Source organism: Mesorhizobium silamurunense, assembly GCF_014843825.1.
GTDB classification, from domain to species: Bacteria; Pseudomonadota; Alphaproteobacteria; order Rhizobiales; family Rhizobiaceae; genus Mesorhizobium; species Mesorhizobium silamurunense.
This window is the reverse complement of the sequence record NZ_JHQR01000012.1, coordinates 39247-65104: the sequence shown is the minus strand read 5'-3', so window position 1 is coordinate 65104 and position 25858 is coordinate 39247. Positions and strand designations below refer to the sequence as shown.

The window sequence follows — 25858 nt, the reverse complement described above, 5'->3', positions numbered from 1 at the left end:
GCTGACCGGGGCCACAGTTGCCGCGCTGCTGCGCGGATTGCCTTTGCGGGCAGCGCTACGCGAAGGCGTTGCCGCGGCGACGCTCGCCATCGAGAGCGCCGAGGCGGTGCCGTCCTTCACGGCCGCCAGCTTCGCCCAAGCGCTTGCCCTTGTGCCGGAGGCGCGGCAGGTGGCATAGGGCCACCAAACCATCTTGCCGGAGCGTTTCTCCGGATTGGAGAACAGACATGACACCCGAGACCGCCCGCCCCTTCATCGACATCCACCCGCCGGTGGCGGAGGCGCTTGCCGCTGGGCGGCCGGTGGTGGCGCTGGAAAGCACCATCATCACCCATGGCATGCCCTACCCCGACAATGGCGCGATGGCCGCCAAGGTAGAGCAGATCATTATCGGCGGCGGCGCGGTGCCGGCGACGATCGCCGTGGTCGATGGCCGCATCAAGATCGGGCTGTCCGACGGCGAGCGCGAATCGCTCGCCATGACCGGCGACGCCATGAAGCTGTCGCGCGCCGATATCGGCTTTGCCGTCGCTCAAACGCGCACCGGCGGCACCACCGTTGCCGCCACCATGATCGCCGCGCAAATGGCCGGCATAAAGGTCTTCGCCACCGGTGGTATCGGCGGCGTCCACAAGGGCGCGGAAAAGAGTTTTGACATCTCGGCCGACCTCGACGAGCTGGCGCGCACCCCGGTCATCGTCGTCTCGGCCGGCGCCAAGGCGATCCTCGACATCGAGAAGACGCTGGAAGTGCTGGAGACGCGCGGCGTCCCGGTCATCGGCCATGGCTGCGAGACCATGCCGGCCTTCTGGTCCAGGCAATCGCCGTTCCGCGCGCCGCTGACGCTGCATGCGCCTGAGGACATCGCGCATTTCTACCATACGCGGCAAGCGCTCGGCCTTGGCGGCGGCATTCTGGTCGCCAATCCGGTGCCGCAGGATGACGAGATCCCGGCGGCCGAGATGGACGGCTATATCCAGGCCGCGCAGAAGGCGGCCGAAGTGCAGAACATCACCGGCAAGGCGGTGACGCCCTTCCTGCTGTCGAAGATCCTGGAACTCACCGGCGGGCGCAGCCTCAAAACCAACATCGCGCTGGTCGAGAACAATGCGCGGCTGGCGGCGGAGATCGCGAAAGCTCTCTAGGCCTACTTCCCCGCCCGCCTCCCGGCCTCATAGGCCCGCCTTGCCCACATTGCCATTTCGTCGGGATCGTCGAAGGCGCTGTCGGGAACGCTCCAATAGGGCATCGCCACCTCCTTGCCGTGCCGTGAGCCGGTATAGGTCCACTGGCTGCAGTCGGCGGCCTCGAAATCGGGGATGCTCTCGTCGTCCGCCTTCAGCATCAGTTCGCCGCGCACGACCACCGCGACGATGACGCCGTCGCAATAGATGCCCTTGCCGCCGAACAGCTTTCGGATGCTGATCGGACCCAGGCTTTCGAAAAGTTCCTGAAGGCGCTCGTCGTCCATGCCGCGATCATGTCATCGCCTTCCGGCCTTGTCATCGCCGCAACCAAAGCCATGCTGACAGGTTGTGACTTGGAAACGGAGTTCCCGCCATGCCTGCCCTGCTCAAAGGCTCCTGCCGCTGCGGCGCTGTTCGCTTCGAGGTGGAAAGCCACACGCCGGTGCCGTTCATGCTCTGCTACTGCTCGATCTGCCGCAAGCAGCAAGGCGGCGGCGGTTTCGCCATCAATCTCGGCGCCGACTACGAGACGCTGAAGGTCAGCGGCAAGCGCAGCCTCGGCGTCTATCGCGCCGAGATCGAGGACGACGAGCATCCGCATTGCGAGGTCTCGACCGGCGAGCGCAATTTCTGCAAGAAATGCGGCGCGGCGCTCTGGCTCTACGATCCGACCTGGCCGGACCTCGTCCACCCCTTCGCCTCGGCGATCGACAGCGATCTGCCGAAGCCCCCGGAGAAGGTCCATCTGATGCTGAAATACAAGGCGAACTGGGTCGAGCCTACGGTCGGCAAGAAGGACAAGGTGTTCGACGTCTACCCGGAAGAATCGATCGCCGACTGGCACAAGCGGACGGGCATGTGGGTGGATTAGTGACGGAGGCTGAAATGAACCTTACGACACATAAGAAATTCAAGGGCGATCGTTTGATGCCCTGGGGCAAGGGCACGGTCGTCACGGACGCGAAGGGATATGTCTTTCTGTGCGGCAACACCGCCACGGTCGACGACTACGATCCGTCGAGACACAAAGGCGGCGCCATCGGCGACCCAGCCACGCAATGGCGCGCTATCCTTGCCAACTTCAAAGCGGATCTGGAGGAACTTGGCAGCTCGCTCGACCATCTGGTCAAGGTGACGTTCTACGTCAAAGGGCCGTTTCCAACCGGCGGCGTCCTCAGTTCACCGAATTTCCGCCTGGACGTGTTGGACGAATTCTTTGCCGAACATTGCCCGAAACACTGCAGCTACAACAATCCGCCGCCATCGGAGGTGATCGGCGTTGCCGCCTTGGCGCAACCCGACTTGGTTGTGGAGCTTGTCGTCATCGCCGCGCTGCCGGATTGAGTACGCGCCGGCGGGCGGGCCTGATCAGGCCGAAGCACGCGCGTCGGCAAGCGCCTTCAGATCGGCCGGCTTCAGCTCGACGGATTCGCCGCAGCCGCAAGCCGAACTCTGATTCGGGTTCTTGAATGTGAAGCCGGTGCGCAGCGTCGTCTGCTCGAAATCCATCTCAGTGCCGAGCAGGAAGAGTGCTGCTTCCGGTGCGACATAGACATGCGCGCCGTCGCGCTCGACATGGTCGTCCTTGGGGTTCGGTTCGGTCACCAGGTCGACCGTATATTCCATGCCGGCGCAGCCGCCTTTCCTTATGCCGAGGCGGATGCCGTGCGCGTTGTCGCGCGCAGCGACGATCTCGCGCACGCGGTCGGCGGCCTTTTCGGTCATCGCAATGACGGCGAAGCGTCCCATGTCATTCTCCACGTTCGCGCGGGTTCAAGGCCCGCGGAATGAGTCTGCCCTTAAGATGGTGAAGTTTCACCTTTGCTGCAAGCCAAGCAATCTTTGTTGGGTCGTTGGTTAGTACCACCCGACCGCCACTTGAGCCTCTTCCGACATCCGGTCCGGTGTCCATGGCGGGTCGAACACCATGTTGACCTCCACGCCCGAAATGCCCTCGACGGCACCGACGGCATTCTCGACCCAGCCGGGCATTTCGCCGGCCACCGGGCAGCCCGGCGCGGTCAGCGTCATGTCGATTTTGACCGTGCGGTCGTCCTCGATGTCGATCCTGTAGACCAGGCCAAGCTCATAGATGTCGGCCGGGATTTCCGGATCGTAGACCGTCTTCAGGGCCGAGACGATGTCATCGGTCAGCCGCGCCAACTCATCGGCGGGGATAGCCGAGGCCGAGACGATGCCGTTGCCGGCCGTTTCCGGCGCGGTCTCTGTGGTGGTGCTCACATCGTCCATGGTCTTTACCCGAAAAACTTTCGCGCCTTTTCCAGCGCCTCGGCCAAAGCGTCGACTTCGGCCCTGGTATTATACATGCCGAACGATGCCCTGCATGTGGAGGTCACGCCGAAGCGTTTCAACAGCGGCTGGGCGCAATGGGTGCCCGCGCGGACAGCCACGCCTTGCCTATCGATCACCATCGACACGTCATGGGCATGGATACCCTGCAATTCGAACGAGATGATGGCGCCCTTGCCCGGCGCATCACCGAAGATGCGCAGCGAGTTGATGGCGCGTAGCCGCTCATGCGCGTAATTCTTGAGATCCGCCTCATGCGCGGCGATGCGCTCGCGGCCGACCTTGTCCATGTAGTCCAGCGCGGCGCCCAGCCCGATCGCCTGCACGATCGGCGGCGTGCCAGCCTCGAAACGGTGCGGCGGCTCGTTATAGGTGACGATGTCCTCCGTCACCTCCTCGATCATCTCGCCGCCGCCCATGAAGGGCCGCATCTCGTCCAGCAGGTGCTTCTTGCCGTAGAGGACGCCGATGCCCGACGGGCCGTAGACCTTGTGGCCGGTGAAGACGAAGAAATCGCAATCGAGATCCTGCACGTCGATCGGCATATGCACGGCGCTCTGGCTACCGTCGACCAGCACCGGGATGCCGCGTTGATGCGCGATGCGCACGATCTCCTTGATCGGCGTCACCGTGCCGAGCGCGTTGGACATGTGCGTGATGGCGACAAGCTTGGTGCGGTTGGTCAGCCGCTTCTCGAATTCCTCGATGTGGAAGGCGCCGAGATCGTCGACCGGCACCCAGACCAGCTTGGCGCCCTGCCGCTCGCGGATGAAATGCCACGGCACGATATTCGAATGGTGCTCCATTATCGACAGCACGATCTCGTCGCCCTCGCCGATCCTCGGCATACCCCAGCCATAGGCGACGGTGTTGATCGCCGAAGTGGTGTTGGAGGTGAAGACGATATTGTCGGTGCTCGGTGCATTGAGGAAACGCCGCACGGTTTCGCGCGCTTTCTCATAGGCATCGGTCGCGGCGTTCGACAGGAAATGCAGGCCGCGATGGACGTTGGCATATTCCTGCGAATAGGCATGCTGGATCGTGTCGAGCACCACCTGCGGCTTCTGCGCCGAAGCACCATTGTCGAGATAGACCAGCGGCTTGCCGTAGATCTGCCGCGACAGGATCGGGAAGTCGCGGCGGATCGCCTCGACATCGTAGGGAGTGGTTTCGATCTTCTGATCCATCACAAATTCATCGCCTCATTCCGTCCAGCACCCCTCATCCGTCTCGGCGCTTCGCCCCGATCCACCTTCTCCTACAAGGAGAGAAGGTCAGGCGCTCTTCCTTCTCCCCTTGTGGGAGAAGGTGGCCGCGAAGCGGCCGGATGAGGGGTACGGTCGAGGCTTAGCCTCGACCGCTTCATCCGTGCGTCAAAAACCAGCCGTCGAGCCGCGCTTCCAGCGCCTCGACGATGCCCTCGTCGTCCAGTTCCTCGATCACTTCGGCCACGAAAGCCTTCACCAAAAGTCCCCGCGCCGTCTTCTCGTCGATGCCGCGCGCCATCAGGTAGAAGAGATGGTCGTGGTCGATCTCGGTGACGGTCGCGCCATGGCCGCAGACGACGTCGTCGGCAAAAATCTCCAGCTCGGGCTTGGTCGAGAACTCGCCGTCGTCCGACAGAAGCAGCGTGTTGCAGGCCATCTTGGCGTTGGTCTTCTGCGCATATTGATGCACGTTGATGCGGCCCTGGAAGACGCCGCGCGCCTTACCCGTAACCACGTTCCGCATCACTTCCGTCGAGGTCGTGTGCGGCACCGTGTGGTCGAGCACCATGGTGGTGTCGGTATGCGTGTCGCCGGCCAGAAGGTTGATGCCGCGCAACTTGAAATCCGCCCCCTCGCCCGTCGTCCTGACCACCACCTCTTGGCGCACCAGCTTGCCGCCGGCATTCATGACGAACAGTGTGAGTTTCGCATCCTTGCCGACTTGCGCCTTGAACTGGGCGAGATGCGTGGCGGTGTCCGGCTGCTCCTGCACGATCAGCCAGGTCACCTCGGCACCTTCGTCGAGGACGAGCTGGCTCACCGAGCTGATGAGCGCATCGCTGCCTTCGCTTGCCTCGCCCGCCTGACGCTCGACGATGATCGCCTTGGCGCCGGCGCCGACGCGCGTCAGCAGCCGCACATGCGCCTGGCCGCCGGACTGAAGGTTCTGCAATTCGATCGGTTTTTCCAGTTCGGTGCCGTCGGCGATGTCGACGAAATAGCCATCGGCGACGAAGGCGGTGTTCAGCGCGCCGATCGCATCGTCGGCACCATAGGGATCCAGCCCTGGCGCCACACTGCCGTCGGTCAGCTTCTCGGACAGGCGCTGCACGGTGACGCCCTCGATCTCGGGCAGCTTGGCGTTCGAGACGCCGTTCAGCACCGGCAGCACGGCGGAACCGTCGAGGACCGGATCGAGCGCCTTCGCGACCACCTCAGCCTCGAAGGCCGGCACAGAGGTGAGCAGCCGGCGCAGGTCCGTATAGTGCCAGGATTCGACGCGCCGCGTCGGCAGGCCGTGCTTGATCGCCTCGATCGCGTCGTCGCGCTTGACCATCACCGCGCCGTCGCCGGGCAGCAGCGACAGCCGCTCGCCGAAGGCATCGATCAGCGCCGTCTCGGCCAAGGTCCGCTGGGGCTGTGCGTGCATGTTCATTGCTCTCGCCTCACTTGGCCCCATCTCACGCGGCTTCGCCGATGACGCCGGCATAGCCATTGGTTTCGAGATCGAGCGCCAGCGACTTGTCGCCCGACTTGATGACCTGGCCCTTGTAGAGCACGTGCACGCTGTCCGGCACGATGTGCTCGAGCAGGCGCTGATAGTGAGTGATGACGACGATGGCGCGCTCCGGCGAGCGCAGCGCGTTGACGCCATCGGCGACGATCTTGAGCGCATCGATGTCGAGACCGGAATCGGTTTCGTCGAGCACGCAGAGCTTCGGCTCAAGCAGCTTCATCTGCAGGATCTCGGCGCGCTTCTTCTCGCCGCCGGAGAAGCCGACATTGAGCGGCCGCTTCAGCATGTTCATGTCCATGTTGAGCAAGGCGGCTGCCTCCTTAACGCGCTTCAGGAACTCCGGAACCTTCAGCGGCTCCTCGCCGCGCGCCTTGCGCTGCTCGTTCATCGCCACTTTCAGGAATTCCATGGTCGCCACGCCCGGTATCTCCATCGGATACTGGAAGGCGAGGAAAATGCCTGCGGTGGCGCGTTCGGCCGGATCCATTTCGAGGATCGACTGGTCGTTATAGAGGATGTCGCCTTCGGTGACCTCATAGTCCTCGCGGCCGGCGAGGATATAGGACAGCGTCGACTTGCCCGAGCCGTTCGGGCCCATGATGGCGGCGACCTCGCCGGCTTTCACCGTCAGGTTCAGTCCGCGGATGATCTCGGTGCCGTCATCGACGATCCGGGCATGCAAATTCTTGATCTCAAGCATATTTCTTTCCTGAATATCTTTGCGGTCAGCCGACCGAACCCTCTAGGCTGATACCGATCAGCTTCTGCGCCTCGACGGCGAACTCCATCGGCAGTTGCTGGATGACGTCCTTGACGAAGCCGTTGACGATCAGCGCGATCGCCTCTTCTTCGGGGATGCCGCGCTGCATGACGTAGAATTTCTGGTCCTCGGAGATCTTCGACGTCGTCGCCTCGTGCTCGAACTGGGCGGTCGAGTTCTTGGCCTCCATGTAGGGCACGGTGTGCGCGCCGCATTGGTCACCGATGAGCAGCGAGTCGCAATTGGTGAAGTTGCGCGCGTTGGCCGCCTTGCGGTGCGCCGAAACCTGGCCGCGATAGGTGTTCTGCGAGAAGCCGGCGGCGATGCCCTTGGAGATGATGCGGCTCGACGTGTTCTGGCCGAGATGGATCATCTTGGTGCCCGAGTCGACCTGCTGGTAGCCGTTGGACACGGCGATCGAATAGAACTCGCCGCTGGAATCGTCGCCGCGCAGGATGCAGCTCGGGTACTTCCAGGTGATCGCCGAGCCGGTCTCGACCTGCGTCCACGAGATCTTCGAGCGGTCGCCGCGGCAGTCGCCGCGCTTGGTGACGAAATTGTAGACGCCGCCCTTGCCCTCGGCGTCGCCCGGGTACCAGTTCTGCACCGTCGAATATTTGATCTCGGCATCGTCGAGCGCGATCAGCTCGACCACGGCCGCATGCAGCTGGTTCTCGTCGCGCTGCGGCGCCGTGCAGCCCTCGAGATAGGAGACGTAGGCCCCCTCCTCGGCGATGATCAGCGTGCGCTCGAACTGGCCGGTGTTCTTCTCGTTGATGCGGAAATAGGTCGACAGCTCCATCGGGCAGCGCACGCCCTTCGGCACGAACACGAAGGAGCCGTCGGTGAACACGGCCGAATTCAGCGTGGCGTAGAAATTGTCGGTGGTCGGCACGACCGAGCCGAGATATTTCTGCACCAGTTCCGGATGCTCGCGGATGGCTTCAGAGATCGAGCAGAAGATGACGCCGGCCTGAGCCAGCTCCTTCTTGAAGGTGGTAACGACCGACACTGAATCGAACACGGCGTCGACCGCGACGCGGCCCGACTTGTAGACGTTGTCGTTGGCCTCCTCCAACTCGGACTCTTCGGTCTTCTGCACGCCCGCGAGGATTTCCTGCTCCTTCAGCGGAATGCCGAGCTTCTCGTAGACCTTCAAGAGTTCGGGATCGACTTCGCTGAGCGACGTCGGACCCGGCGTGCTCTTCGGCGCCGCGTAGTAGTGGATGTCCTGGAAGTCGATCTTCGGATAGCGGACGCGCGCCCAGGTCGGCTCTTCGAGCGTCAGCCATCGCCGAAAGGCCCCGAGACGCCATTCTAGCATCCAGTCCGGCTCACCCTTCTTCTCGGAGATCAAGCGAATAATGTCTTCGCTCAGGCCCTTGGGGGCCTTGTCCATCTCGATCTCTGTCTGGAATCCGTATTTATACTGGTCGACGTCGATCTTTCGGACTCGATCGATCGTCTCCTGCACAGCAGGCATAAGCGTTCTCCATCCACGCCGGGGTCAAGGCCCGGCAGTTTTCAAACTATGGCACCGCCGAGATCAGTCCCCGAGGGGACCGACAGCGGAGTAACCTCCATATAGTGCGTTCCGACCGGAAATTCACCCGGCCAAGACGAAACGCACGGCTCAACCAGGCCGGATGGCCTGAATTCATTTTCGAGCACCGGATTTAGAGAGCCGCCGGGATCTTTTGTCCGATGCCGTGCCACCGTCAGGCGGCCTTTTCTTTTCCAGCCCGACGCGCGGCTATGCCGGCCAGGGCAGCCCGAAACGCCTCGATCTCCCTTGCGCCGGTTGCGCGGCCGATCGAGACGCGCAATGCGCCAAGGCTATCGCCGTGGCCCATCGCCTTCAGCACACGGCTTGGCCCGACTTTCCCCGACGAGCAGGCGGAGCCGGCCGACAGCGCCACTCCGGCAAGATCGAAAGCGATCTGCGCCGTCTCGGCCTTGACGCCGGGAATAGCGAAGAATGTCGTATTGGCAAGCCTTGGCGCCGCCGCTCCAAAGATTTCCGCGTCAGAGGCAATTTCCTGGACGATCGCCTCGATCTCATCGCGGCAATGCGCGACCGCTTCCATCGCATCCAGCCCGACAAGTGCTGCCCGCGCCGCGGCGCCGAAACCCGCAATGCCGGGAAGGTTCTCGGTGCCGGCGCGATGGCCCTTTTCCTGACCGCCGCCATTGATCAGCGGCTTCGGCATCATCAGGTCGGCGTGAGCGACAATGGCGCCGACGCCCTTCGGGCCGCCGATCTTATGCGAGGACAGGATCAGATAGTCGGCATAACCGGCTGACATGTCGATCGGAATCCGCCCGGCAGCCTGCACGGCGTCGACCACCAGCACACCGCCCGCCCCCTTGACGATCTCGGCGATGCGGCCGATCGGCTGGATAACGCCGGTCTCGTTGTTGGCGGCATGGATCGCCACCAGCGGCAGGCCATCGGCCCTGTCGTGCGCGGCCAGCGCCTTGGTCAGCGCGTCGAGGTCGGCAATGCCGTTCCGATCGACGCCGATCCGCGTCACCTGCGCGGCCGGAAAACGTCCGCCGCCGAGCACGCAGGGATGGTCGGCCTCCGAGACGTAGAGGCGGCTCATGCGGATAGCGCCGCGCCCCATCTGCCAGTCGGGACCAAGCAGCGTCGAGGCGGCTTCCGTCGCGCCCGAGGTGAACACGACATGTTCGGGCTTGGCGTTGACCAGCCTTGCCACGTCGCGCCTGGCGTCCTCGATCAGCCGGCGCGCCGCGCGGCCCTCGCTGTGGACCGACGACGGATTGGCGGCGTCGAGCGCGGCGACCATCGCCGACCGCGCCTCTGCAATGAGAGGTGCGCTGGCGTTGTAGTCGAGATAGGCGCGAGTTGCGGCCATTTTCCTTCCGTCGGTCCCGTCAGCAGCCATTCCGCGAGGATAGCGCGTTATTTCCTTGAAATTGCAAGGCAAGCCGTCCTATTTACCCGGCTTGCGGCGCGGGCGGCCGGACCATTGCGTTTTCGGCCACCCAGTTTTGAACAATTCTAAACTAGCTTCTAGGAAGACGCTTGCCCGGCGTCAAGGCCACAGAATGGGCCAAGGGAAGTTCCGGGCAAGCGCCTTCGTATGCCACGTGGAGTATTTTATGCCTGAGGTCATTTTCGCCGGTCCGGCTGGTCGCCTGGAGGGACGCTACCAGCCTTCCAAGGAAAAGAGCGCGCCGATCGCCATCGTGCTGCACCCGCACCCGCAATTCGGCGGCACGATGAATAACAAGATCGTCTACGACCTCTTCTACATGTTCCAGAAGCGCGATTTCACCACGCTTCGCTTCAATTTCCGTGGCATCGGCCGCAGCCAGGGCGAGTTCGACCACGGCACCGGCGAGCTATCGGACGCAGCCGCCGCGCTCGACTGGGTGCAGTCGCTGCATCCGGATTCCAAGAGCTGCTGGGTTGCCGGCTATTCCTTCGGCTCCTGGATCGGCATGCAGCTTCTGATGCGCCGGCCCGAGATCGAGGGCTTCATCTCGGTCGCCCCGCAGCCCAATACCTACGACTTCTCGTTCCTCGCGCCCTGCCCCTCGTCCGGCCTCATCATCCACGGCGATGCCGACAAGGTGGCGCCGCCCAAGGACGTGCAGACGCTGGTCGACAAGCTCCACACGCAAAAGGGCATCACCATCACGCAGAAGACGATCCCCGGCGCGAACCATTTCTTCGCCAACCACGCCGAACTGCTGATCGACGAGTGCGCCGACTACCTCGACCGGCGACTGGCAGGCGAGCTCGCCGATCCGCGGCCAAAGCGGCTGCGGTAGTGAGAGCAACCTAAAGGCGGTCAGCCGATAGTTGCTCGCGGCTCCGCCTCGCCAGCGATGCTTTATCTTTCGACCTGCTGGACGACAGCAGCCGGAACGTGCGCTTGGGCACGGGTCTGGTCGACGACGGCCGGCAGAAGATGAAGCCGAGCCGCGCGAAGACCAGTCCCGTGACAATCGCAAAGGCGAGGCCAAGCCCGAAGCCGGCCACCGTGTCGCTCGGATAATGCGCGCCGACGAAGACGCGCGTCGAGGCAATGCAGGCGGTGACCGCCAGCGCGATGTGCCAGCGTTTTGGGAACAGCAGCAGCAGGATGCCGAATACGGCGCCCATCGTCGTGGCATGGCCCGACGGAAAGCCGGCGAAGCGCGCATCCATGGCGAAGGGATGCAGCGACAGCACCCCGAAACTGTCGAAATAGAGCGGCCGCGCCCGGCCGATGCCATATTTCAGCAAATTGACCGCCAGCCCGGAAAGGCCGACCGCGCAAAGCACCAGGAAGGCGAAGCACGTCCAGTTGTAGACCATTATCCGCGCCTGCCGTGAAAGGCCGCGCCAGTCCGTCAAATTGGCAGCGACGAGGCAGAGAGCCGCGGGGATGAGATACCAGCCGCCCAGGCCGAAATCCGTGAAGAAGTCGGTGAAATGGACGAAGCCGGGCGTCCAGGCCCCGCGCATCCTGCCGGCGGCGCTATCGAGGCTGAGGAAAGCGGCAGCCGCCAGCAGCGCCCAAGCGAGCGCCCAGACCGGCCACGCGATCTCGGGATAGCGCGCCGGCCGCACGGCAAACCGCCGCCTCACGATAGCAATCGTGTCGAGGAAGTTGCCGAGCGAGCGGCGGTAAAGGGCGACGGCGGACATGGCTGAGCCTTACAGCAATTCCAGGAAAGGTGCGTAGCGGTTTTCCGTCCGGAATTGCGTCAAACAAATACTTAGAGCGGGTCAACGATTCTGAGAAAGGTTGAACCGCTCCAGGGGCATCGAAGCCCGACGTTATTCCTCACGGGGTTACCCGATAAAGGCCGAGCGCCAGCTTGTCTCCTGACGAATAGTTGAGCCCGTCGATTTCGGTAAGCCGCTTCGCCGACTTGCCCTGCCCGGCAAGCAGTTCGTCGAGCTTCTGCTCTTCCTTGACCGGAGCAAGTCCCAGCGCGCAGGCTGGATCGGCAAGCAGGTGTTTTGCAACGCCGTCGATATCGGTCAGCACCGTATTGGTGCCGACCAGGAACACCAGGCTCGGTTCATGATAGGGCGATGAGGCAAGCACAGTTGTGTCGCAAGGGCGGTTGACATCGACCGCTGTCTTGATGGCGGGGCTTAGCCAGATCGGCTTCAAGGACGGCGCAATCACGCCGAACAGCAGGCTGAACGTTATGCCCGCGCCAACCGCGATCGCCGCGATGCGTCCGAGCGGGACCTGCAATTGGCGCGGGAAAGCAAGATAGCCGGTCACGAGCGCCGCTATTGCCGCCGGGATGCTCCACCAGGAAAAGGCCTTGGCGAAATAGATCGGCGTCCCGATGCAGACTGCGGCCAGCCCGATCGACACCACGACCACGCCGAAGGCAGTCGCCCACCAAAGCCAGCTCTGCCAGCGCTTCAGCGGCGCGTTGGCCTGGTCGGCCGGCAAGGTGAGCAGCCAGCCGACCAGCAACGCCATGCCGGGATAGGCGGGCATCACGTAATGCGGCAGCTTGGTCGGGATCGCCTCGAACACCAGCCAGAACGGGATGTACCAGGCGAGACAGAAGCGCAGGCGCGGGTCGTCCCGGAAGCGGTTGATGGCCTGCAACCCGGCGCCAACCGCGATCAGGCCGAACGGCCACATGAACAGCGAATAGGTGAGCATGTAGAAGCCGGGCGGCAGGCCGTGCGATTCCTCGCCTTGCGCCACCTTGTTCAGCATGTCCTTGCCGACCGCCTCATGGAAGAAGGCGCCGCCGCTCTTCCAGCTGATGAGGACGATCCAGGGCAGGACGATGACGAGCACGATCGCGACACCGCGCACCAGCTTCAGCTTCAAAAGCCAGCGCCAGTCGCGATCGAAGGCAAACAGAGCCGCGGCCGTAAGCAGCGACAAGAGCGGGGCGACCGGTCCCTTGATCAGGATGCCCAGCCCCTGCCCGATCCAGAAGATCCAGGGCAGATGGCCTGCGACCGGCTCTTTGCGGCGGGCGGCCAGATAGACCTGCGCCAGCGCACCCTGAGCGGCCACGCAACAGGCGAGAAGCATGGCATCGGTCTTGGCGTCGCGGCCCTCGAAGGCGGTGGCGAAGATCGCCGCCATCATCAGGCCGGCGGCAAGGCCGGCATTGGCGCCGAAGAGCTTTGTGCCCGTCCAGCCGATGCCAACGACGGCGAGCGCAATGCCGAGCATGGAAACCAGGCGATAAACCCAGATCGGCGCTTCGGCCCCCTCGCCGCTCAGCGCGACCGCCGCCGATTGCAGCCAGTAGATGCCGATCGGCTTCTTGTAGCGCGTCACATCCTGCAGACGGATGTCGATATAATCGCCGGTCTCGACCATCTGCTTGGTCGACTGGACGAAACGGGATTCGTCGCGGTCGACCGGCGGCAGGCTTGCCAGCCCGCTGACGGTCATCACAACGCTGAACAGAAAGAGGAAAAGGTAGTTCCGGTTCATCGCGGGAGCTTGTCCGATCTGATCTGCTGGATGGCCCCGTCGCGGCGCTCGGGGCGCGCTGCCCTTGCGCGGGCGCCTCATTACGCCAGCAAAACGGGCGAAGCAAGGACGCGCGGCATTGCGGGCGATCGACGCAAAACCGGAAACACTTTTGCTGATCGCGCATTTGAGTGGCGGCGATCGACGCAAAACCGGAAACCACTTTTGCTGATCGCCCGCTGATGCTAAACGCGCCCCTTCACGTCACGCTCGGCCGGATGCCGGGCGAACTCCGGGAAGAAAAGATGTCCGCCTTCAAGTCCGATTTCCTGCGCGTCATGAGCGAGCGCGGCTTCATCCACCAGATTTCGGATGAAACCGGCCTCGACCAGCTTTTCGCCAAGGAAACGGTGAGTGCCTATATCGGCTTCGACGCAACGGCGAAGAGCCTGCATGCGGGATCGCTGATCCAGATCATGATGCTCCACTGGCTGCAGCAGACCGGCCACCGGCCGATCGCGTTGATGGGCGGCGGCACCTCGATGATCGGCGACCCCTCCTTCAAGGACGAGGCGCGCAAGCTGCTGACGCCTGAGGACATCGAGAACAATCTCGCCGGCATCCGCCGCAATTTCGCGCCCTACCTCAAATTCGGCAGCGGCGCCGGCGACGCCATCATGGTCAACAATGCCGACTGGCTGATGGAGATCAACTACGTCAACTTCCTGCGCGATGTCGGCCGGCATTTTTCGGTCAACCGCATGCTCGCCTTCGATTCCGTGAAGCTCAGGCTCGACCGCGAGCAATCGCTGTCGTTCCTCGAATTCAACTACATGATCCTGCAGGCCTACGACTTCGTCGAGCTCTACAAGCGCTTCGGCTGCCGGCTGCAGATGGGCGGTTCCGACCAGTGGGGCAACATCGTCAACGGCATCGACCTCGGCCACCGCATGGAGAATGCGCAGCTCTACGCGATGACGACGCCGCTGCTCACCACCTCGTCCGGCGCCAAGATGGGAAAGTCGGCCTCGGGCGCGGTCTGGCTCGATGCGGATATGCTGTCGCCTTACGAGTTCTGGCAGTACTGGCGCAACACCGAGGACGCCGACGTCGGCCGCTTCCTGAAGCTTTACACGACGCTGCCGCTCGACGAGGTCGCGCGGCTCGAAAAGCTCGGCGGCTCGGAGATCAACGAGGCGAAGAAGATCCTCGCTACCGAGATCACCGCCATGCTGCACGGCCGAGAGGCCGCCGAGACGGCGAGCGAAACCGCGCGCAAGACCTTCGAGGAAGGCGCGCTCGCCGACACGCTGCCGAGCGTCGAGGTGGCCAGGGCTGATCTCCAGGCCGGCATCGGCATGCTGTCGCTGTTCGTGACCGCAGGGCTTGCGGGCTCCAACAGCGAGGCGCGGCGGCACATCCAGGGCGGCGCCGTGCGCCTCAACGACCAGCCGGTCGCGGACGACCGCCGCGTGGTGACGCTTGAGGATCTGGGCGCCGAGGGTGTCGTAAAGCTCTCGCTCGGCAGGAAGAAACACGTGCTGGTGCGGGCGGTCTGACCATTCGCGGCCACACCTCTTGTCGGCCGCGACCCTTGCCGGAATGCGCGGGGCCGGTCAGCTTCGCAGGTATTTGACCAGCGCCGCTATGCTGAGCAAAAGCGTGATGAAGACCAAGACCCAGATGAGCGCCATGCCGCCCATCATCCAAGCCGAACCATCCATCATGGCGATCATCCTCCATGGGTGGCGAGAGCCGGCCTCGCCGGTGCGTATCGGCGATTGCGGGGTGAACTAGGTCGCCGCGCAAGCCCGTCAAGGCGGACGAGGTTTCGAGTTGACGGGCAGCGATCAGCGGGCGGAAATGTCACTTCCCGGCAAGCCTTACATCCCGCCCCCGCAGCCGTCTGAAAGATCCCACACATCGACGATCTGTTTGCCGTCAAAACCGTGTTCGTGGATCAGGTATTTCGCCAGCCCGCCATATACCTTCCAGCGCCAGCATGGGCAGCAGCAGGGACCCTTCTCCTCGGAATTGGCCATCGCATAGTCATAGGCCTTCTGCTCGTCGCCGGTGAGCTTCAGATCGTAATATGGCATCATCTGTTGCGCTGTCGCAGCCGCTATATCGTAGGGATCGCCGGGGATCATCGGGATGGCGCGGTATTTGGTAAGCCCCCTCACCTGCTCGCCATAGCGCTTCAGCTCCATCGGGCTGCAGCACGAGCCCTTGATGCGCGCCATCGCCGGCATGGTCGCGATCGTTTCCGTGAACTTGGCCGAACAGGTGCTGTTGCCGTTCTCGCTGAGATCCTTGAAACGCCTTGCCAGCTCCGGATCTTCGGCGGCGATTGCCGATTCAGGCCGCTCGAAAAGGCTTGCGGCCGTGGCGACGCCAAACACGCCGAGAACAATCGTGCGCCGGTTTGGGGTGCTGGTCATTTGCCGGCCCTCGCTTGGTTGACGAATGTTTTCAGTGTCGCAAGGTCGGTCGCGCCAGGATAAATCTGGTCGCCGGCGACGAAGCCGGGCGTCCCCGTGATCCTGAGCGCTTGCGCCAGTTCCGTATTGCGGTCGATCGATGCCTGGATGTCGGGCTGCCGCATGTCGGCCTTCATGCGCTCGACGTCCAGCCCGGCCTCGGCGGCGATCTTGAGCACGACCGCCTCGGTCACCCTTGTCTTTGCTGCGTAGAGCGCCTTGTGAAACGCCGCGTATTTGCCTTGCTTGTCGGCGGCAAGCGCGGCCTTGGCCGCGAACACGGAATCCGGGCCGAGGATAGGGAATTCCTTGTAGACGATTCTGAGCTGTGGATCGTCGGCCACGGCCTGGTCCATGATCGGCGCCATCATGCGGCAATAGGGGCAATTATAGTCGAAGAATTCGACCAGGGTGACATTGCCTTGCGCATTGCCGCCGACGGGGCTCCGCTTGTCATGGAAGATGTCGTCCGCGCGCGCCTTGAGCACCTTTCTGGCCTCGGCCAGCTCCGCCTCGCGCTGGCGCTGATCCAGACTCTGCAGCGCCTGCACGAGAACCTCCGGATGCGCCAGGATATAGTCATGGATCCGCTGGTCGAGCTGATCTTGGGACATTTCACCGGCCGCGAGCGCCGGTCCCCGCACGCCCAGAAAGCCTGGATGGAGCAGGAACCATCCCGCCAGTGCAGCGAGCAGGATGCTGCGAAAGATGCTTCCGAAAGTTCGGCTCTTATGCGCCCTGGTGAACATGTGCTTCCCTTTCTTTTCGAGAGCGGTGGTCCTGCCTCACAGCAGGTTCTTCAGTTTCGCCAGCCAACCTTCGTCCTGCTCGTGGTGCGGGCGCTCGACATTGTTGGTGAGCGCGTTGACGAAGGTGACGAGGTTGATGGGCTGGAAGTTCAGCCCGTGGAAATTCGCCCGCCAGCGGCCCTCCCTGTCGATCACATGGGTGACGATGCCGTGCATCTGATAACCGTCATCGGTGAGGGTGAACTTGTGCCCGAAGGCTTCCGCCAGCTTGCGGGTCGCATCTTCGGGCTGGTCCGGGGCCGTGGTCAGGAACAGCCAGTTGACCGGGTCGAGCCCATGTGTCGGCCCGTAGGCCTTGAGCGCATCGGGCGTGTCCTTCCGCGGGTCGGTGGTTATGCTGATGAAGACGACCCGGTCCTTCATCGGCGTCGAGTTCACCATCTTCTGGACCTCGGCGACCTTCTCTGCATGCAGCGGGCAAACGTCCGGGCACGAGGTGTAGATGAAATGGGGCACGACGACCTTGCCGATGAGATCGGCCGGCCGCACGATACGCCCGTCGGCGGCGCGTAGCGTGAAGTCCGGCACCGGTTTGTCGATTGGCTGGAAATACTTCTCGTCGCTCTGCAGCATGGCGTCGATGTCATCCAGCGAATGCGCCCGGGCGCCATGGACGAAGCCAACGGCCAGCGCCGTAAGCGCGATCAGGCCGAGCAGCAGGCGCATCCAACTCGGCTCGTGGCGTGTCCGAACAGGCATCGCTCATTTCTCCTTCTGATCGTCGGCGATGCGGGCGCGGATGAAGTCGACCATGTCGGGAGCGTCCCACTCGGCCGGGCCGATCAGCCGGCCGATTTCCTTCTCTTGCCCGTCGATCAGCAGCGTCATCGGCAGGCCGACGGCGCCAAGCGTGAACATCGCTTGGGCGGAGGTGTCGATGTTGAGCGCAAGGTGCATGACACCTGTCTCGGCGAAGAATTTCTTCACGACGTCCGGACCCTTCCGGTCCATCGACAGCGCGACGACCTCGAAGTCCAGCCCGCCCAGCTTGGCCTGCAGCCGGTCGAGCGTCGGCATTTCCTTGCGGCAGGGCCCGCACCACGTCGCCCAGATGTTGAGCAGCACCACCTTGCCGGAATAGTCGGCGAGCGTTTTCGGCTGGCCGGCCGCATCCGCGAAGCTGATCTCCGGCAACGCGGCGGGCGTATCGAGAACGGCGAAGTTCTGCGGCGCCTCCGCCGCCGCTGCGGGCAGCGAGGCCGTGAGCAGCATTGCCGAAAGGGCCACGGCCAGCTTGCTTGCGATCATGCGCTCATTCCGTCGCATAGACAGTCGGCGCCTTGCCGTCCCTGGTGAAGGCATAGACCGTCCAGGTTCCGTCTTTCTGGCCACCCATGCCGGGTGCGCCGGCAGGCATGCCGGCGAGTGTAATGCCTGTGATGGCCGGCCGTTCGGTGAGAAGCTTCTTGACGATCTCGACCGGCATCAGGCCGTCGACGACATAACCGTCCACCATCATCGTGTGGCAGCCTTCAAGGTCTGCTGGCACGCCGGCATCGCTGCTGAAGAGATTGTTGACCGGCTTGATGTCGACCTTGAAGCCGTTCTGCTCGAGATAGGCGGCGTATGCCTCGCAGCAGCTGCATTGCGGGTTCTTGTACATCACCGCGGCGATCGTCGCGGCGAGTGCCGGCAGCGGCGTTGCGATCGCGAGGCCGAGGGCGGTCAGCGCGTAGGTCAGCTTCATTTTGCAGTTCTCCTTGGTTGATGGGTTGGATTGAAAATCAGGTCACCCGGAACACGGTCATCAGGCCGGACATCTGGTGGTCGGCGACATGACAATGCAGCATCCAGTTGCCGGGATTGTCGGCGACGAAGGCGCATTCGATCACGTCCTTGGGCGCCAGCAGCACCGTGTCCTGCCATTGATCGCCCAGGCGGCGGAGCCATTCATGCCGGGCATGCCCATACCCATCATGCCGCCGACGCCGGCGAACTTGCCGCCGCCCATCATGCCGCCCTGCAGCACGATTTCCTGGCGCACGGCGTTCGCCAGGTCCGGCGCCGGCAGCGGATTGCGCGGCAGGCCGACAGGGGCGTCGATGGGATGCGCCCTGAGCGGAGGCGCCTTGTCATAGGCAAGGTTGGTCAGCGTGTAAGCGAGCCCGTCGTAAAAGTCGTCGATCACGGCATGCCGGCTGCCCGGGTCGCCCTGCATGTCGAGCACGACGTCGATGCGCATGGCCGGCGCCAGCACCAGTCGACCGTCATCCGGTTCATGAGGATTGCAGGGCTGGCCGTCGATCGCCAGGACCATCGGCCGATGGCCTTCGAAGCGCAGCGCCATCATGCGGGCAAGCGAGGCATTGGCGAGCCGCAGCCTGAGGCGCTCGCCGGCCCTCACGCCGAGGTCGGCCGGCACAGTGCCGTTGATGGTGACCAGATTGCCGACGCGACCCGACATCGACGCATCCATCATGTTGCCGAAACCGCCGGCGATCTGGCCGTCCTTGGTAAGCCGCCAGTCCTGCAGCAGCCAGAGAAGGTCGCGGTCGAAGGCCGCGGGCTCGGCCTCCTCGACGATCAGCGGGCCGGCGAGCCCGCGACCGAGCTGCACGAGGCTGTCGGCGTGCGGGTGATACCAGAACGTGCCGGCATCCGGCGGCGTGAACTCGTAGAGGAAGCTTTCGCCCGGCTTGATGGGCGGCTGCGCGAGCCCCGGCACGCCGTCCATGGCGTTCGGCAAGCGGATGCCATGCCAGTGGACGGTGGTGTCCTCATCCAGCCCGTTTTCGACGGTGATGCGGACCGGCCGGCCTTGTCTGAGCCGCAACGCTGGACCGGATATGGCTCCGTTGTAAGTCCAGGCAGCAGTGGACGGACCGTCCGAGCCACTGAAGCGGGCTTCGCCGGGCGCGGCCTTGATTTGGCGCTCTTCGAGAGCGGAGGCGCGAGTTGGACGCAGCGAAGCAGATATGGCGGCACCTGCGGCTGCCGCGAGAAACCCGCGACGCGACACGGTGCAATGATAATCGTATTTCACCCTTCAAACCCTTTGCGATCTCGATCGATGGCGAACGGCTCGACAACGAACTGGATTGCTGTGCGCGCCCGCGGCGCAACGATGCGCGACGTAGGCGATCAGGCGCCGGGGATCAGCCGTGTTGCGGCTGAAACGGCGTCAAGCGCTGGGTCTTGGAGGGTATGGATCAGGCACGGAACTTCGCCCGTGCGGGAACGCAGCGGGCAAGGCCGATGGCTGCTGCACCGAGGGAACCGGGACTACCCCGAAATCCTGCGGCAGCACGGCGAGCGCTGGCGCGATGCAGACCGCCGGACACTGCATCGGGCTGCCCTTAGTGCCCGTGTCCTTGAGGCAGGCGTTGCAATCGCCCTTCATGGGCGTCTCGGCCATTTTGCCCATGCCCATATCGGCTGGCATCGTCATCGCGCCCGCCATGCGGACCGGCATGACACTGGCCTGGGCAGCGGACAGGCTGAACCCCGCGGTCAGGAAGACCGCGAGCAGCATGACCAAAAGATGTTTTGGCGAAAGCCGAGCCATCATTCTGTTAGGCTGATCGCAAAGCGTGGCTTTTGCAAGTCCCAAGCCGGTGATCGCCCGCCACTGCGACATCAAGACAGGCCAAGCCCCCTGCCCGAACGATGCGTCGCCAGCCCTCACCTGTACTCGAAGATCGACCGGAATATCCCGGGTGCCACCACGGAAAGCGGATTGATGTTGAGGGTCGGCTTGTTGGCGTTGCCGCGCAGCCGGTAGGTGACGCCGATCAGGCCGCGGTCGCGGCCGTTGCCGAGCAGCGGGCCGAACAGCGGCAATTCGCCAAAAATGCGGTTCAGCCCATAGACCGGCATGAAGGTGCCGGTCATGTCCATATTGTTGTTCTCGTCGTAAAGCGTGCCCTGGAAAGTGGTGCCGATGCGCGGACCGCGCAGCAGGCCGTTTGCCAGTCTGAGATAGCCGGATCCCTTGTCGATCTCGGCAAAGCCGCGCTCGAACTGCACCCTTGAGGTGTCGATGTCGGCCTTCACCGCCTGGTTGAGGCTGCGCGTGTCGCCGGCCGGCCTGGTTGACACGATCGAAGCGAGCTTCGGCTCGTTCACAACGTAGAAATTGCTGGCGTCGACCTGGCCCTTCATCGGCCCGTCGGCGGCGCCCGCGAGCGACAGCGTGATCGCCCCGCCCTCCATATGCTCATAGATGTTAAGGAAGCGCAGGATTGCTCCGGCATCGTCCGATTTCATCCTGAGCGACCGGCCGCTGTCGCCGGTTGTGTTCCTGATCGTGATCGCGGCGCCCGAACTCGCCGTCGCGCTGACATCGAGGCCATTCACCCGGGAACCAGCTGCGCTGTAATCCAGCTTCAGGTTCGACAAGACCTCGTCGTGGAAGCCTGCCAAGGACTTCACGTCGGCGCTGACCGAGATCGCGCCGGCGCCGGCGCCTTTTGTGGCCGTGTCGACGTCGGAGGTGAACTGCTTGATCAGCGAGCGGGCGTCGAGCGACTCGCCGCTGACATCGACCGCGTAGCCCTTGCCCGACCGCTTGACCGCGACGGCGACGTCGTCGCCCCTGTTCAGCGCGACCTTGCTGAAACGCGCCTGCGACAGCGCCCCGTTGACCAACGTTACGTCGCCGTCGACGGAAAAGCTCTTCCCTTCGAGGTTGAAATCCGACAGCGTGGTGGTGCTGCCCGACTTGGCCATGGTGAAGGTGGCCTTGGCGGGAATGCCCGCCCCCTTGCTCCACCCGACCCAAGGAATGTCGAGCCGGGCGTTGGTCAGGTCGGCCGAGACGTTCTGGCTGCCCTCGCCGCTCTTGTCGATCGACACCTTGATGGTCCCGGAAAGCAGCGGCGAGAGGCCCGGCATCGTCGCGTCGCGCGTCTTGTCGTCGAGCACGAGCGCCACCTTACGGCTGCGCGGCGGCCCGCTGTCCTCGAGCGGCTCGACCAGATCGAGCTCGGCCGGAATGCCGTTCAGCTTCGCCTTGGCCGATATCACCGCGCGGTCGGGGCTGACGGTGATCGACCCGTCGGCCTCGGTCACCGTCTGGTCCTCGAACGGCTTGGCTAAAGAAAGATCCTGGTAGTCCAGCGCCACCAGCCAATTGAGCTTCGAGGTGTCGACGCCGGAGGTCAGCGGGATGTCCGCCCGGACATGACCGGTAACGGTGCCCGTCAGGTCTTCCGGCACCAGGCCGACATGGCGCATGGCATTGATCGGCTCGTACGAGGCGAGCTCCGCAATCGCCGACGCCTCGCCCGCAACATCGATGTCGAGCGCGCCGATAACCGGCGAATGGTTTGCTTCCTTAACCGTCAGCGTGCCGCCGCTTGCCGCCACAGTGCGGCCGCTCGGCATATAGACGCTGCCCGAAGACAGTCTGATGTCGACGTCGTTGCCATGGAAGGCGACCACACCGACCGCGTCGCGGATCGGCGGAATGCGGCCTGCCGTGTCGAAGCGCGAGCCCTCGACCTGGAAGCGGCCGAACACCTCGTCGCCGGAAAGCGGTACGCCGTTGCCGAGCCGCCCCGGTACGACCTGGAACTGCAGGTTGGCGTCGACCACACGGCCGCCGAACAGATTGTCCAGCACCCAAAGCCGCGCGTTGCGGGCCGAGAACCATGGCCACAACTGCTTCACATGCGAGACCGGCATGTCGTGGACGTTAAGCGAAAGCGACACACCCGGCGGCCCGTTGTCGATAAAGGCGAGCGAGGCCGTGCCCAATACCTCGCTCGAACCGCCGGAGCGGACGCCGATCTGCTCGGCGACGAGCTTGCGGCTCTTGGTCTGATAGACGCCGGCGATGCGGGCGAGGAACTGAAGCGCCGGCTCCGGCGATTCCGACGGCGCGAGCGTCGAGCCGTCGCTGACCAGGTCGTAGCGATAGGACGGCTCTTCGCCCGCGACCGCCGGCTTCGGCCCGATCGAGCCGGAAAAATCGAAAGTCGAGCGACCGGTCTTGATCAGCAGCCTGTCGATCGAGATCTTGTTCGACCCGGCAACAAGCGTGGCATTGGCATCGACGTCGGCCGGCAGCAGCCCGCGCGAGCCGAGATCGAGCACCGAGCCGCCGAGCGACAGCGAGGCGGTCAGCCGCGACGGCGTTTCGCCGGACGCTTCGGCGCCCGAAAGCTTCAGCGCAATCGAACCGAGCTTGCCGCCCTGGGCAGCGGAGTTTCCGCCGCTGGAGCTTCCCTGAACCGGGGTTCCACCGGCTTCCGCCACCTCGAGGTTGGCGTCCAGCGATGCGATCCGCCTCACGCCCGGATCGCGTGCCGTGGAGGCGGTCAGGCTGACATGCCGGCCGTCGACGTTGGCATCGGACGAGAGTTCCATGCTGCCCGTGCCGGTCTGCGCAACCGTGGCCTCGGTGACGGTCACACGCTTGACCGATCCGCCCGCCGGCAATTCGAACTCGACGTTGCGCAGATCGACCTGCCGCATCGAATCCTCGCGGACCGCGTCTAAGGCTTCGTTGACGCCGGAAAACACCGCCGCCGACACTTTCTCCGGATCGACGAGACCGTCCTCGTTGCGCAGCGCCGCCGTCCAGTCGCCGCCGCCGGACGGCATCGCGGCGACCATGATGTGGGCATCGGAGAACCTGGCGCTGGTCAGCCGGACCTCGCCGGACAGCAGCGGCAGCAGGCGCATCCCGAAGCGGACGCGCCCGACTTCCGCCATCGGCTTGCCGTCGGCCGTCTTCAGGCTGACATCGCTCACCTGCAGCGCGACGAAGCTCGAACCGTCGAGCGTCAGCCGCGCCGGTCCGACCGCGACGTTGACATCGACGCCGGCGAGCTTCTCGATGGCCGTCTCGGCTTCGGCGCGAAGCCGCTCCGTGCCGATGCCCGACGAGCCGAGCACATAGATGCCGCCTGCGGCCAGAAGCACCAGCGCGCAGAGTCCGGCGAACACCCGGCCGATGACGCGAAAGCGGCGGCGCACCGAAGCACGGCCGAGCGGCGGCACGCTGCATGCGGACGGAAACGCTCCCAGGTCGGTGATCTCGTCACGCCTGAACCTGATCTTCTCGTGCTGCGGTTGCTCCTGGTCCAAGCAATATTCCGTTGTAAACGAACTCGTCGTGGACGAATCCCCGCCTCACGTTATATCGATGCTCGATGCGCGCGTAACCTCGGACAAGGGCATCGATATGGCTGATCTCGACGTGGGCGACGTTGCGCCGCAATTCGATCTTCCGCGCGACGGCGGCGGCTCCCTCAGCCTTGCCTCATTCCAGGGAAAGCCTGTCGTACTCTACTTCTATCCGCAGGACGACACCACAAGTTGCACCAATGAGGCGATCGGCTTCTCGCAGCTCAAGCCGGAATTCGAGAAGGCCGGCGCCGTGGTCATCGGGCTGTCCCCCGATAGCGTGAAGAAACACGACAAATTCAAGGCGAAATACGATCTCACCGTCGATCTTGTCGCCGACGAGGAGCGCAAGGTGATCGAGGCCTATCATCTGTGGGTCGAGAAGACGATGTATGGCCGCAAATACATGGGCGTCGAGCGCGCCACGTTCCTGATCGGCAAGGACGGCCGCATCGCCCGCATCTGGCGCCAGGTGCGCGTCAAGGGCCATGCCGAAGAAGTGCTGGCGGCGGTGCGCGCGCTCTAAAGCGGGAAAGCCAAGCTTTCGCGGCATCACCGAACGGTTTTTGCCGGCCTCTCCCTGCCGCAACCCGCCACCCGCATTGCGGGAATTGGTTACGCCGACATTGCGGCCAGCAAAGCTTTGTTAACCCTAATAATGTGTAATCGCGGCTGTCGTTGGAGTCGTAACGAAAGCTCGGTCCCGTGAATCCAAACGGTCAGTCAGCGGTATTCGGCAGGCGCAAGGAGCCCCATACGGTCATCATCGCCCGGGGCAGCGAGATCAGGCATTTCACCATCCGTCCCTGGCTTGCCGCGTTCATTGGATCGGCGCTCGCGGCGATCGCCATCGGCTATCTGCTCGCCACCTCCTACCTGGTGCTGCGCGACGACCTGATCGGCGCCACGACCGCCAGGCAGGCGCGCATGCAGCAGGCCTATGAGGATCGTATCTCCGCGCTTCGCGCCCAGGTCGACCGCATCACCAGCCGCCAGCTTCTCGACCAGCAGCTCATGGAGACCAAGGTCAGCGAGCTGCTGGCCAGGCAGACCCAGCTCAGCCAGCGTCATGGGCGGCTCGGACCGATCCTCGAACGCGCCGAAAACGAGGTCGGCGATGTGCCGGCCGCGGCCGATACCGCGACGAAACCCGACGAGCATGCCGACGCAACCGGCAGCCTTTCGCAGGCTCCGACCTACTCCGTCGCTAGCCTGAGCGCCGGCGACACCAGGCCCTTCTCGCTATGGTCGACACGGTCCGATCCACTCGACAACGAAACGGCCGCGGATCGCGCCGACAAGCTTTTCGTGTCGATCAACGCATCGCTCAAGGCCATCGAGAACCAGCAGCTTACCCGCATCACCACGCTCGCTGACAATGCCTATAGGAATGCCGATGCGATCTCGCAGGCATTGGAGGCTGCAGGCTTGCCGGTCGACGCCGAGCTCGACAAGAACGATGTCGGCGGACCGCTCGTCCCGCTCGACTCCTCGATGATCTTCGACAGCAAGGTCAAGGAGCTGGACGAAGCTCTTGATGCGCTAGATCAAGTCAAGAAAGAGGCGCGCAAGCTGCCGCTCACGAATCCTGCCCCCGGCCATACGGTGACCAGCCCGTTCGGCGTGCGCACCGATCCGATCCTCGGAACGGCGGCGTTGCATACGGGAATGGATTTCAGGGCTCCGATCGGCATGCCGGCCAAGGTCACGGCCGCCGGCGTCGTCACCAAGGCGGGCTGGAACGGCGGCTACGGTCGCATGGTCGAGGTCGACCACGGCAATGGTTTCGCCACGCGCTACGGACATCTCAGCGAAATCGACGTCACCGTCGGCCAGAAGCTCGCCGCCGGCGACGTGATCGGCAAGACCGGCAGCAGCGGCCGCTCGACTGGCCCGCACCTCCACTACGAAGTGCGCCACAACGGCGAAGCGGTCGACCCGTTGCGGTTTCTTGCCGTCGGCAAGAAGGTCGCGCAGTACCTTTAGCGCGCGCCGTTCGCCGCGCGCCGGAGATCTCCTTCAAATCCATCCACAGTTCGACTGGCAGCAGTTGCCCTGGATTGACTCGGCCCAAGTTGTAGGATGATATGTA

The 25858-nt window shown here is 63.9% G+C and carries 24 protein-coding genes and 2 pseudogenes; 8 read left to right on the top strand and 18 right to left on the bottom strand.

Annotated features, from left to right (window positions below; translation table 11 throughout):
• Together DH10_RS36505 and DH10_RS01485 are read left to right on the top strand one after the other, a co-directional pair.
• Nucleotides 1–178, top strand: a pseudogene (locus DH10_RS36505) (carbohydrate kinase); the annotation flags it as partial.
• Between the two features lie 49 nt (nucleotides 179–227).
• Nucleotides 228–1145, top strand: a complete 918-nt coding sequence (locus DH10_RS01485; RefSeq protein ID WP_192253891.1) for a pseudouridine-5'-phosphate glycosidase — start codon at nucleotides 228–230, stop codon at nucleotides 1143–1145.
• A 2-nt stretch (nucleotides 1146–1147) separates the two neighbouring features.
• Here DH10_RS01485 and DH10_RS01480 read toward each other — a convergent pair whose 3' ends face one another.
• On the bottom strand, nucleotides 1148–1471 hold the full coding sequence (locus tag DH10_RS01480; RefSeq protein WP_192253889.1) for a TfoX/Sxy family protein: 324 nt from the start codon (nucleotides 1469–1471) through the stop codon (nucleotides 1148–1150).
• Between the two features lie 89 nt (nucleotides 1472–1560).
• Here DH10_RS01480 and DH10_RS01475 point away from each other — a divergent pair, with 89 nt between their 5' ends.
• Both DH10_RS01475 and DH10_RS01470 read left to right on the top strand, forming a co-directional pair.
• A complete protein-coding gene (locus DH10_RS01475; protein ID WP_192253887.1) occupies nucleotides 1561–2058 on the top strand; it encodes a GFA family protein in 498 nt (165 codons plus the stop codon).
• Nucleotides 2046–2531, top strand: coding sequence for a RidA family protein (locus DH10_RS01470; RefSeq protein ID WP_343221446.1), 486 nt, complete (start codon nucleotides 2046–2048; stop codon nucleotides 2529–2531). Before DH10_RS01475 ends, DH10_RS01470 begins: the two co-directional genes overlap by 13 nt.
• Nucleotides 2532–2555: 24 nt before the next feature.
• Here DH10_RS01470 and sufA read toward each other — a convergent pair whose 3' ends face one another.
• The 7 genes from sufA to DH10_RS01435 form a co-directional block, all read right to left on the bottom strand.
• The gene (gene sufA / locus DH10_RS01465; RefSeq protein WP_192253883.1) at nucleotides 2556–2936 is read right to left on the bottom strand and encodes a Fe-S cluster assembly scaffold SufA; all 381 of its coding nucleotides are present in this window, start codon (nucleotides 2934–2936) and stop codon (nucleotides 2556–2558) included.
• 108 nt (nucleotides 2937–3044) lie between these two features.
• The gene (locus DH10_RS01460) at nucleotides 3045–3437 is read right to left on the bottom strand and encodes an SUF system Fe-S cluster assembly protein (RefSeq protein ID WP_192253881.1); all 393 of its coding nucleotides are present in this window, start codon (nucleotides 3435–3437) and stop codon (nucleotides 3045–3047) included.
• Nucleotides 3438–3442: 5 nt separating this feature from the next.
• Nucleotides 3443–4684, bottom strand: a complete 1242-nt coding sequence (locus DH10_RS01455) for a cysteine desulfurase (protein WP_192253879.1) — start codon at nucleotides 4682–4684, stop codon at nucleotides 3443–3445.
• A 175-nt stretch (nucleotides 4685–4859) separates the two neighbouring features.
• A complete protein-coding gene (sufD, locus tag DH10_RS01450) occupies nucleotides 4860–6140 on the bottom strand; it encodes a Fe-S cluster assembly protein SufD (RefSeq protein WP_192253877.1) in 1281 nt (426 codons plus the stop codon).
• Between the two features lie 25 nt (nucleotides 6141–6165).
• A complete protein-coding gene (gene sufC / locus DH10_RS01445; RefSeq protein ID WP_192253875.1) occupies nucleotides 6166–6921 on the bottom strand; it encodes a Fe-S cluster assembly ATPase SufC in 756 nt (251 codons plus the stop codon).
• Nucleotides 6922–6946: 25 nt separating this feature from the next.
• Complete coding sequence (gene sufB / locus DH10_RS01440; RefSeq protein ID WP_192384098.1) at nucleotides 6947–8464, bottom strand: Fe-S cluster assembly protein SufB; 1518 nt, start codon at nucleotides 8462–8464, stop codon at nucleotides 6947–6949.
• Between the two features lie 235 nt (nucleotides 8465–8699).
• Entirely contained in the window at nucleotides 8700–9860 is a 1161-nt protein-coding gene (locus tag DH10_RS01435; protein WP_192253871.1) for a cysteine desulfurase family protein, read from the bottom strand.
• A 247-nt stretch (nucleotides 9861–10107) separates the two neighbouring features.
• On the opposite strand from DH10_RS01435, the gene DH10_RS01430 reads away from it, so the two are divergent.
• Nucleotides 10108–10782, top strand: a complete 675-nt coding sequence (locus DH10_RS01430; protein WP_192253869.1) for an alpha/beta hydrolase — start codon at nucleotides 10108–10110, stop codon at nucleotides 10780–10782.
• 10 nt (nucleotides 10783–10792) lie between these two features.
• Here DH10_RS01430 and DH10_RS01425 read toward each other — a convergent pair whose 3' ends face one another.
• On the bottom strand, nucleotides 10793–11644 hold the full coding sequence (locus tag DH10_RS01425; protein WP_192253867.1) for a phosphatase PAP2 family protein: 852 nt from the start codon (nucleotides 11642–11644) through the stop codon (nucleotides 10793–10795).
• Between the two features lie 139 nt (nucleotides 11645–11783).
• Nucleotides 11784–13427 (bottom strand): ArnT family glycosyltransferase, encoded by a 1644-nt coding sequence (locus DH10_RS01420; RefSeq protein ID WP_192384097.1) that lies wholly within the window; start codon nucleotides 13425–13427, stop codon nucleotides 11784–11786.
• Nucleotides 13428–13711: 284 nt separating this feature from the next.
• Here DH10_RS01420 and tyrS point away from each other — a divergent pair, with 284 nt between their 5' ends.
• Nucleotides 13712–14965 (top strand): tyrosine--tRNA ligase, encoded by a 1254-nt coding sequence (tyrS, locus tag DH10_RS01415; protein ID WP_192253863.1) that lies wholly within the window; start codon nucleotides 13712–13714, stop codon nucleotides 14963–14965.
• Nucleotides 14966–15289: 324 nt separating this feature from the next.
• Here tyrS and DH10_RS01410 read toward each other — a convergent pair whose 3' ends face one another.
• The 8 genes and pseudogenes from DH10_RS01410 to DH10_RS01375 all read right to left on the bottom strand — a co-directional run bounded on the left by DH10_RS01410 (nucleotide 15290) and on the right by DH10_RS01375 (nucleotide 23727).
• On the bottom strand, nucleotides 15290–15847 hold the full coding sequence (locus DH10_RS01410) for a hypothetical protein (protein ID WP_192253861.1): 558 nt from the start codon (nucleotides 15845–15847) through the stop codon (nucleotides 15290–15292).
• Nucleotides 15844–16500 (bottom strand): DsbA family protein, encoded by a 657-nt coding sequence (locus DH10_RS01405; protein WP_246506350.1) that lies wholly within the window; start codon nucleotides 16498–16500, stop codon nucleotides 15844–15846. The genes DH10_RS01410 and DH10_RS01405 overlap by 4 nt, the downstream gene beginning before the upstream one ends.
• A 171-nt stretch (nucleotides 16501–16671) precedes the next feature.
• Nucleotides 16672–17394 carry an SCO family protein gene (locus DH10_RS01400; RefSeq protein ID WP_246506348.1) on the bottom strand — a complete coding sequence of 241 codons (723 nt, stop codon included), beginning with the start codon at nucleotides 17392–17394 and terminating at the stop codon, nucleotides 16672–16674.
• A 3-nt stretch (nucleotides 17395–17397) separates the two neighbouring features.
• Nucleotides 17398–17943, bottom strand: a complete 546-nt coding sequence (locus DH10_RS01395) for a TlpA family protein disulfide reductase (RefSeq protein WP_192253851.1) — start codon at nucleotides 17941–17943, stop codon at nucleotides 17398–17400.
• Nucleotides 17944–17947: 4 nt separating this feature from the next.
• A complete protein-coding gene (locus DH10_RS01390) occupies nucleotides 17948–18382 on the bottom strand; it encodes a DUF411 domain-containing protein (RefSeq protein WP_192253849.1) in 435 nt (144 codons plus the stop codon).
• A 37-nt stretch (nucleotides 18383–18419) separates the two neighbouring features.
• Nucleotides 18420–19678: pseudogene (locus DH10_RS01385) on the bottom strand (multicopper oxidase family protein).
• Nucleotides 19679–19816: 138 nt separating this feature from the next.
• The gene (locus DH10_RS01380; protein ID WP_246506346.1) at nucleotides 19817–20272 is read right to left on the bottom strand and encodes a hypothetical protein; all 456 of its coding nucleotides are present in this window, start codon (nucleotides 20270–20272) and stop codon (nucleotides 19817–19819) included.
• 44 nt (nucleotides 20273–20316) lie between these two features.
• On the bottom strand, nucleotides 20317–23727 hold the full coding sequence (locus tag DH10_RS01375) for a YhdP family protein (protein WP_192253847.1): 3411 nt from the start codon (nucleotides 23725–23727) through the stop codon (nucleotides 20317–20319).
• A 97-nt stretch (nucleotides 23728–23824) separates the two neighbouring features.
• Here DH10_RS01375 and DH10_RS01370 point away from each other — a divergent pair, with 97 nt between their 5' ends.
• Together DH10_RS01370 and DH10_RS01365 are read left to right on the top strand one after the other, a co-directional pair.
• Complete coding sequence (locus tag DH10_RS01370) at nucleotides 23825–24292, top strand: peroxiredoxin (protein WP_192254036.1); 468 nt, start codon at nucleotides 23825–23827, stop codon at nucleotides 24290–24292.
• Between the two features lie 179 nt (nucleotides 24293–24471).
• Nucleotides 24472–25752, top strand: a complete 1281-nt coding sequence (locus DH10_RS01365; protein WP_192253845.1) for a M23 family metallopeptidase — start codon at nucleotides 24472–24474, stop codon at nucleotides 25750–25752.
• Nucleotides 25753–25858 lie beyond the last annotated feature (106 nt).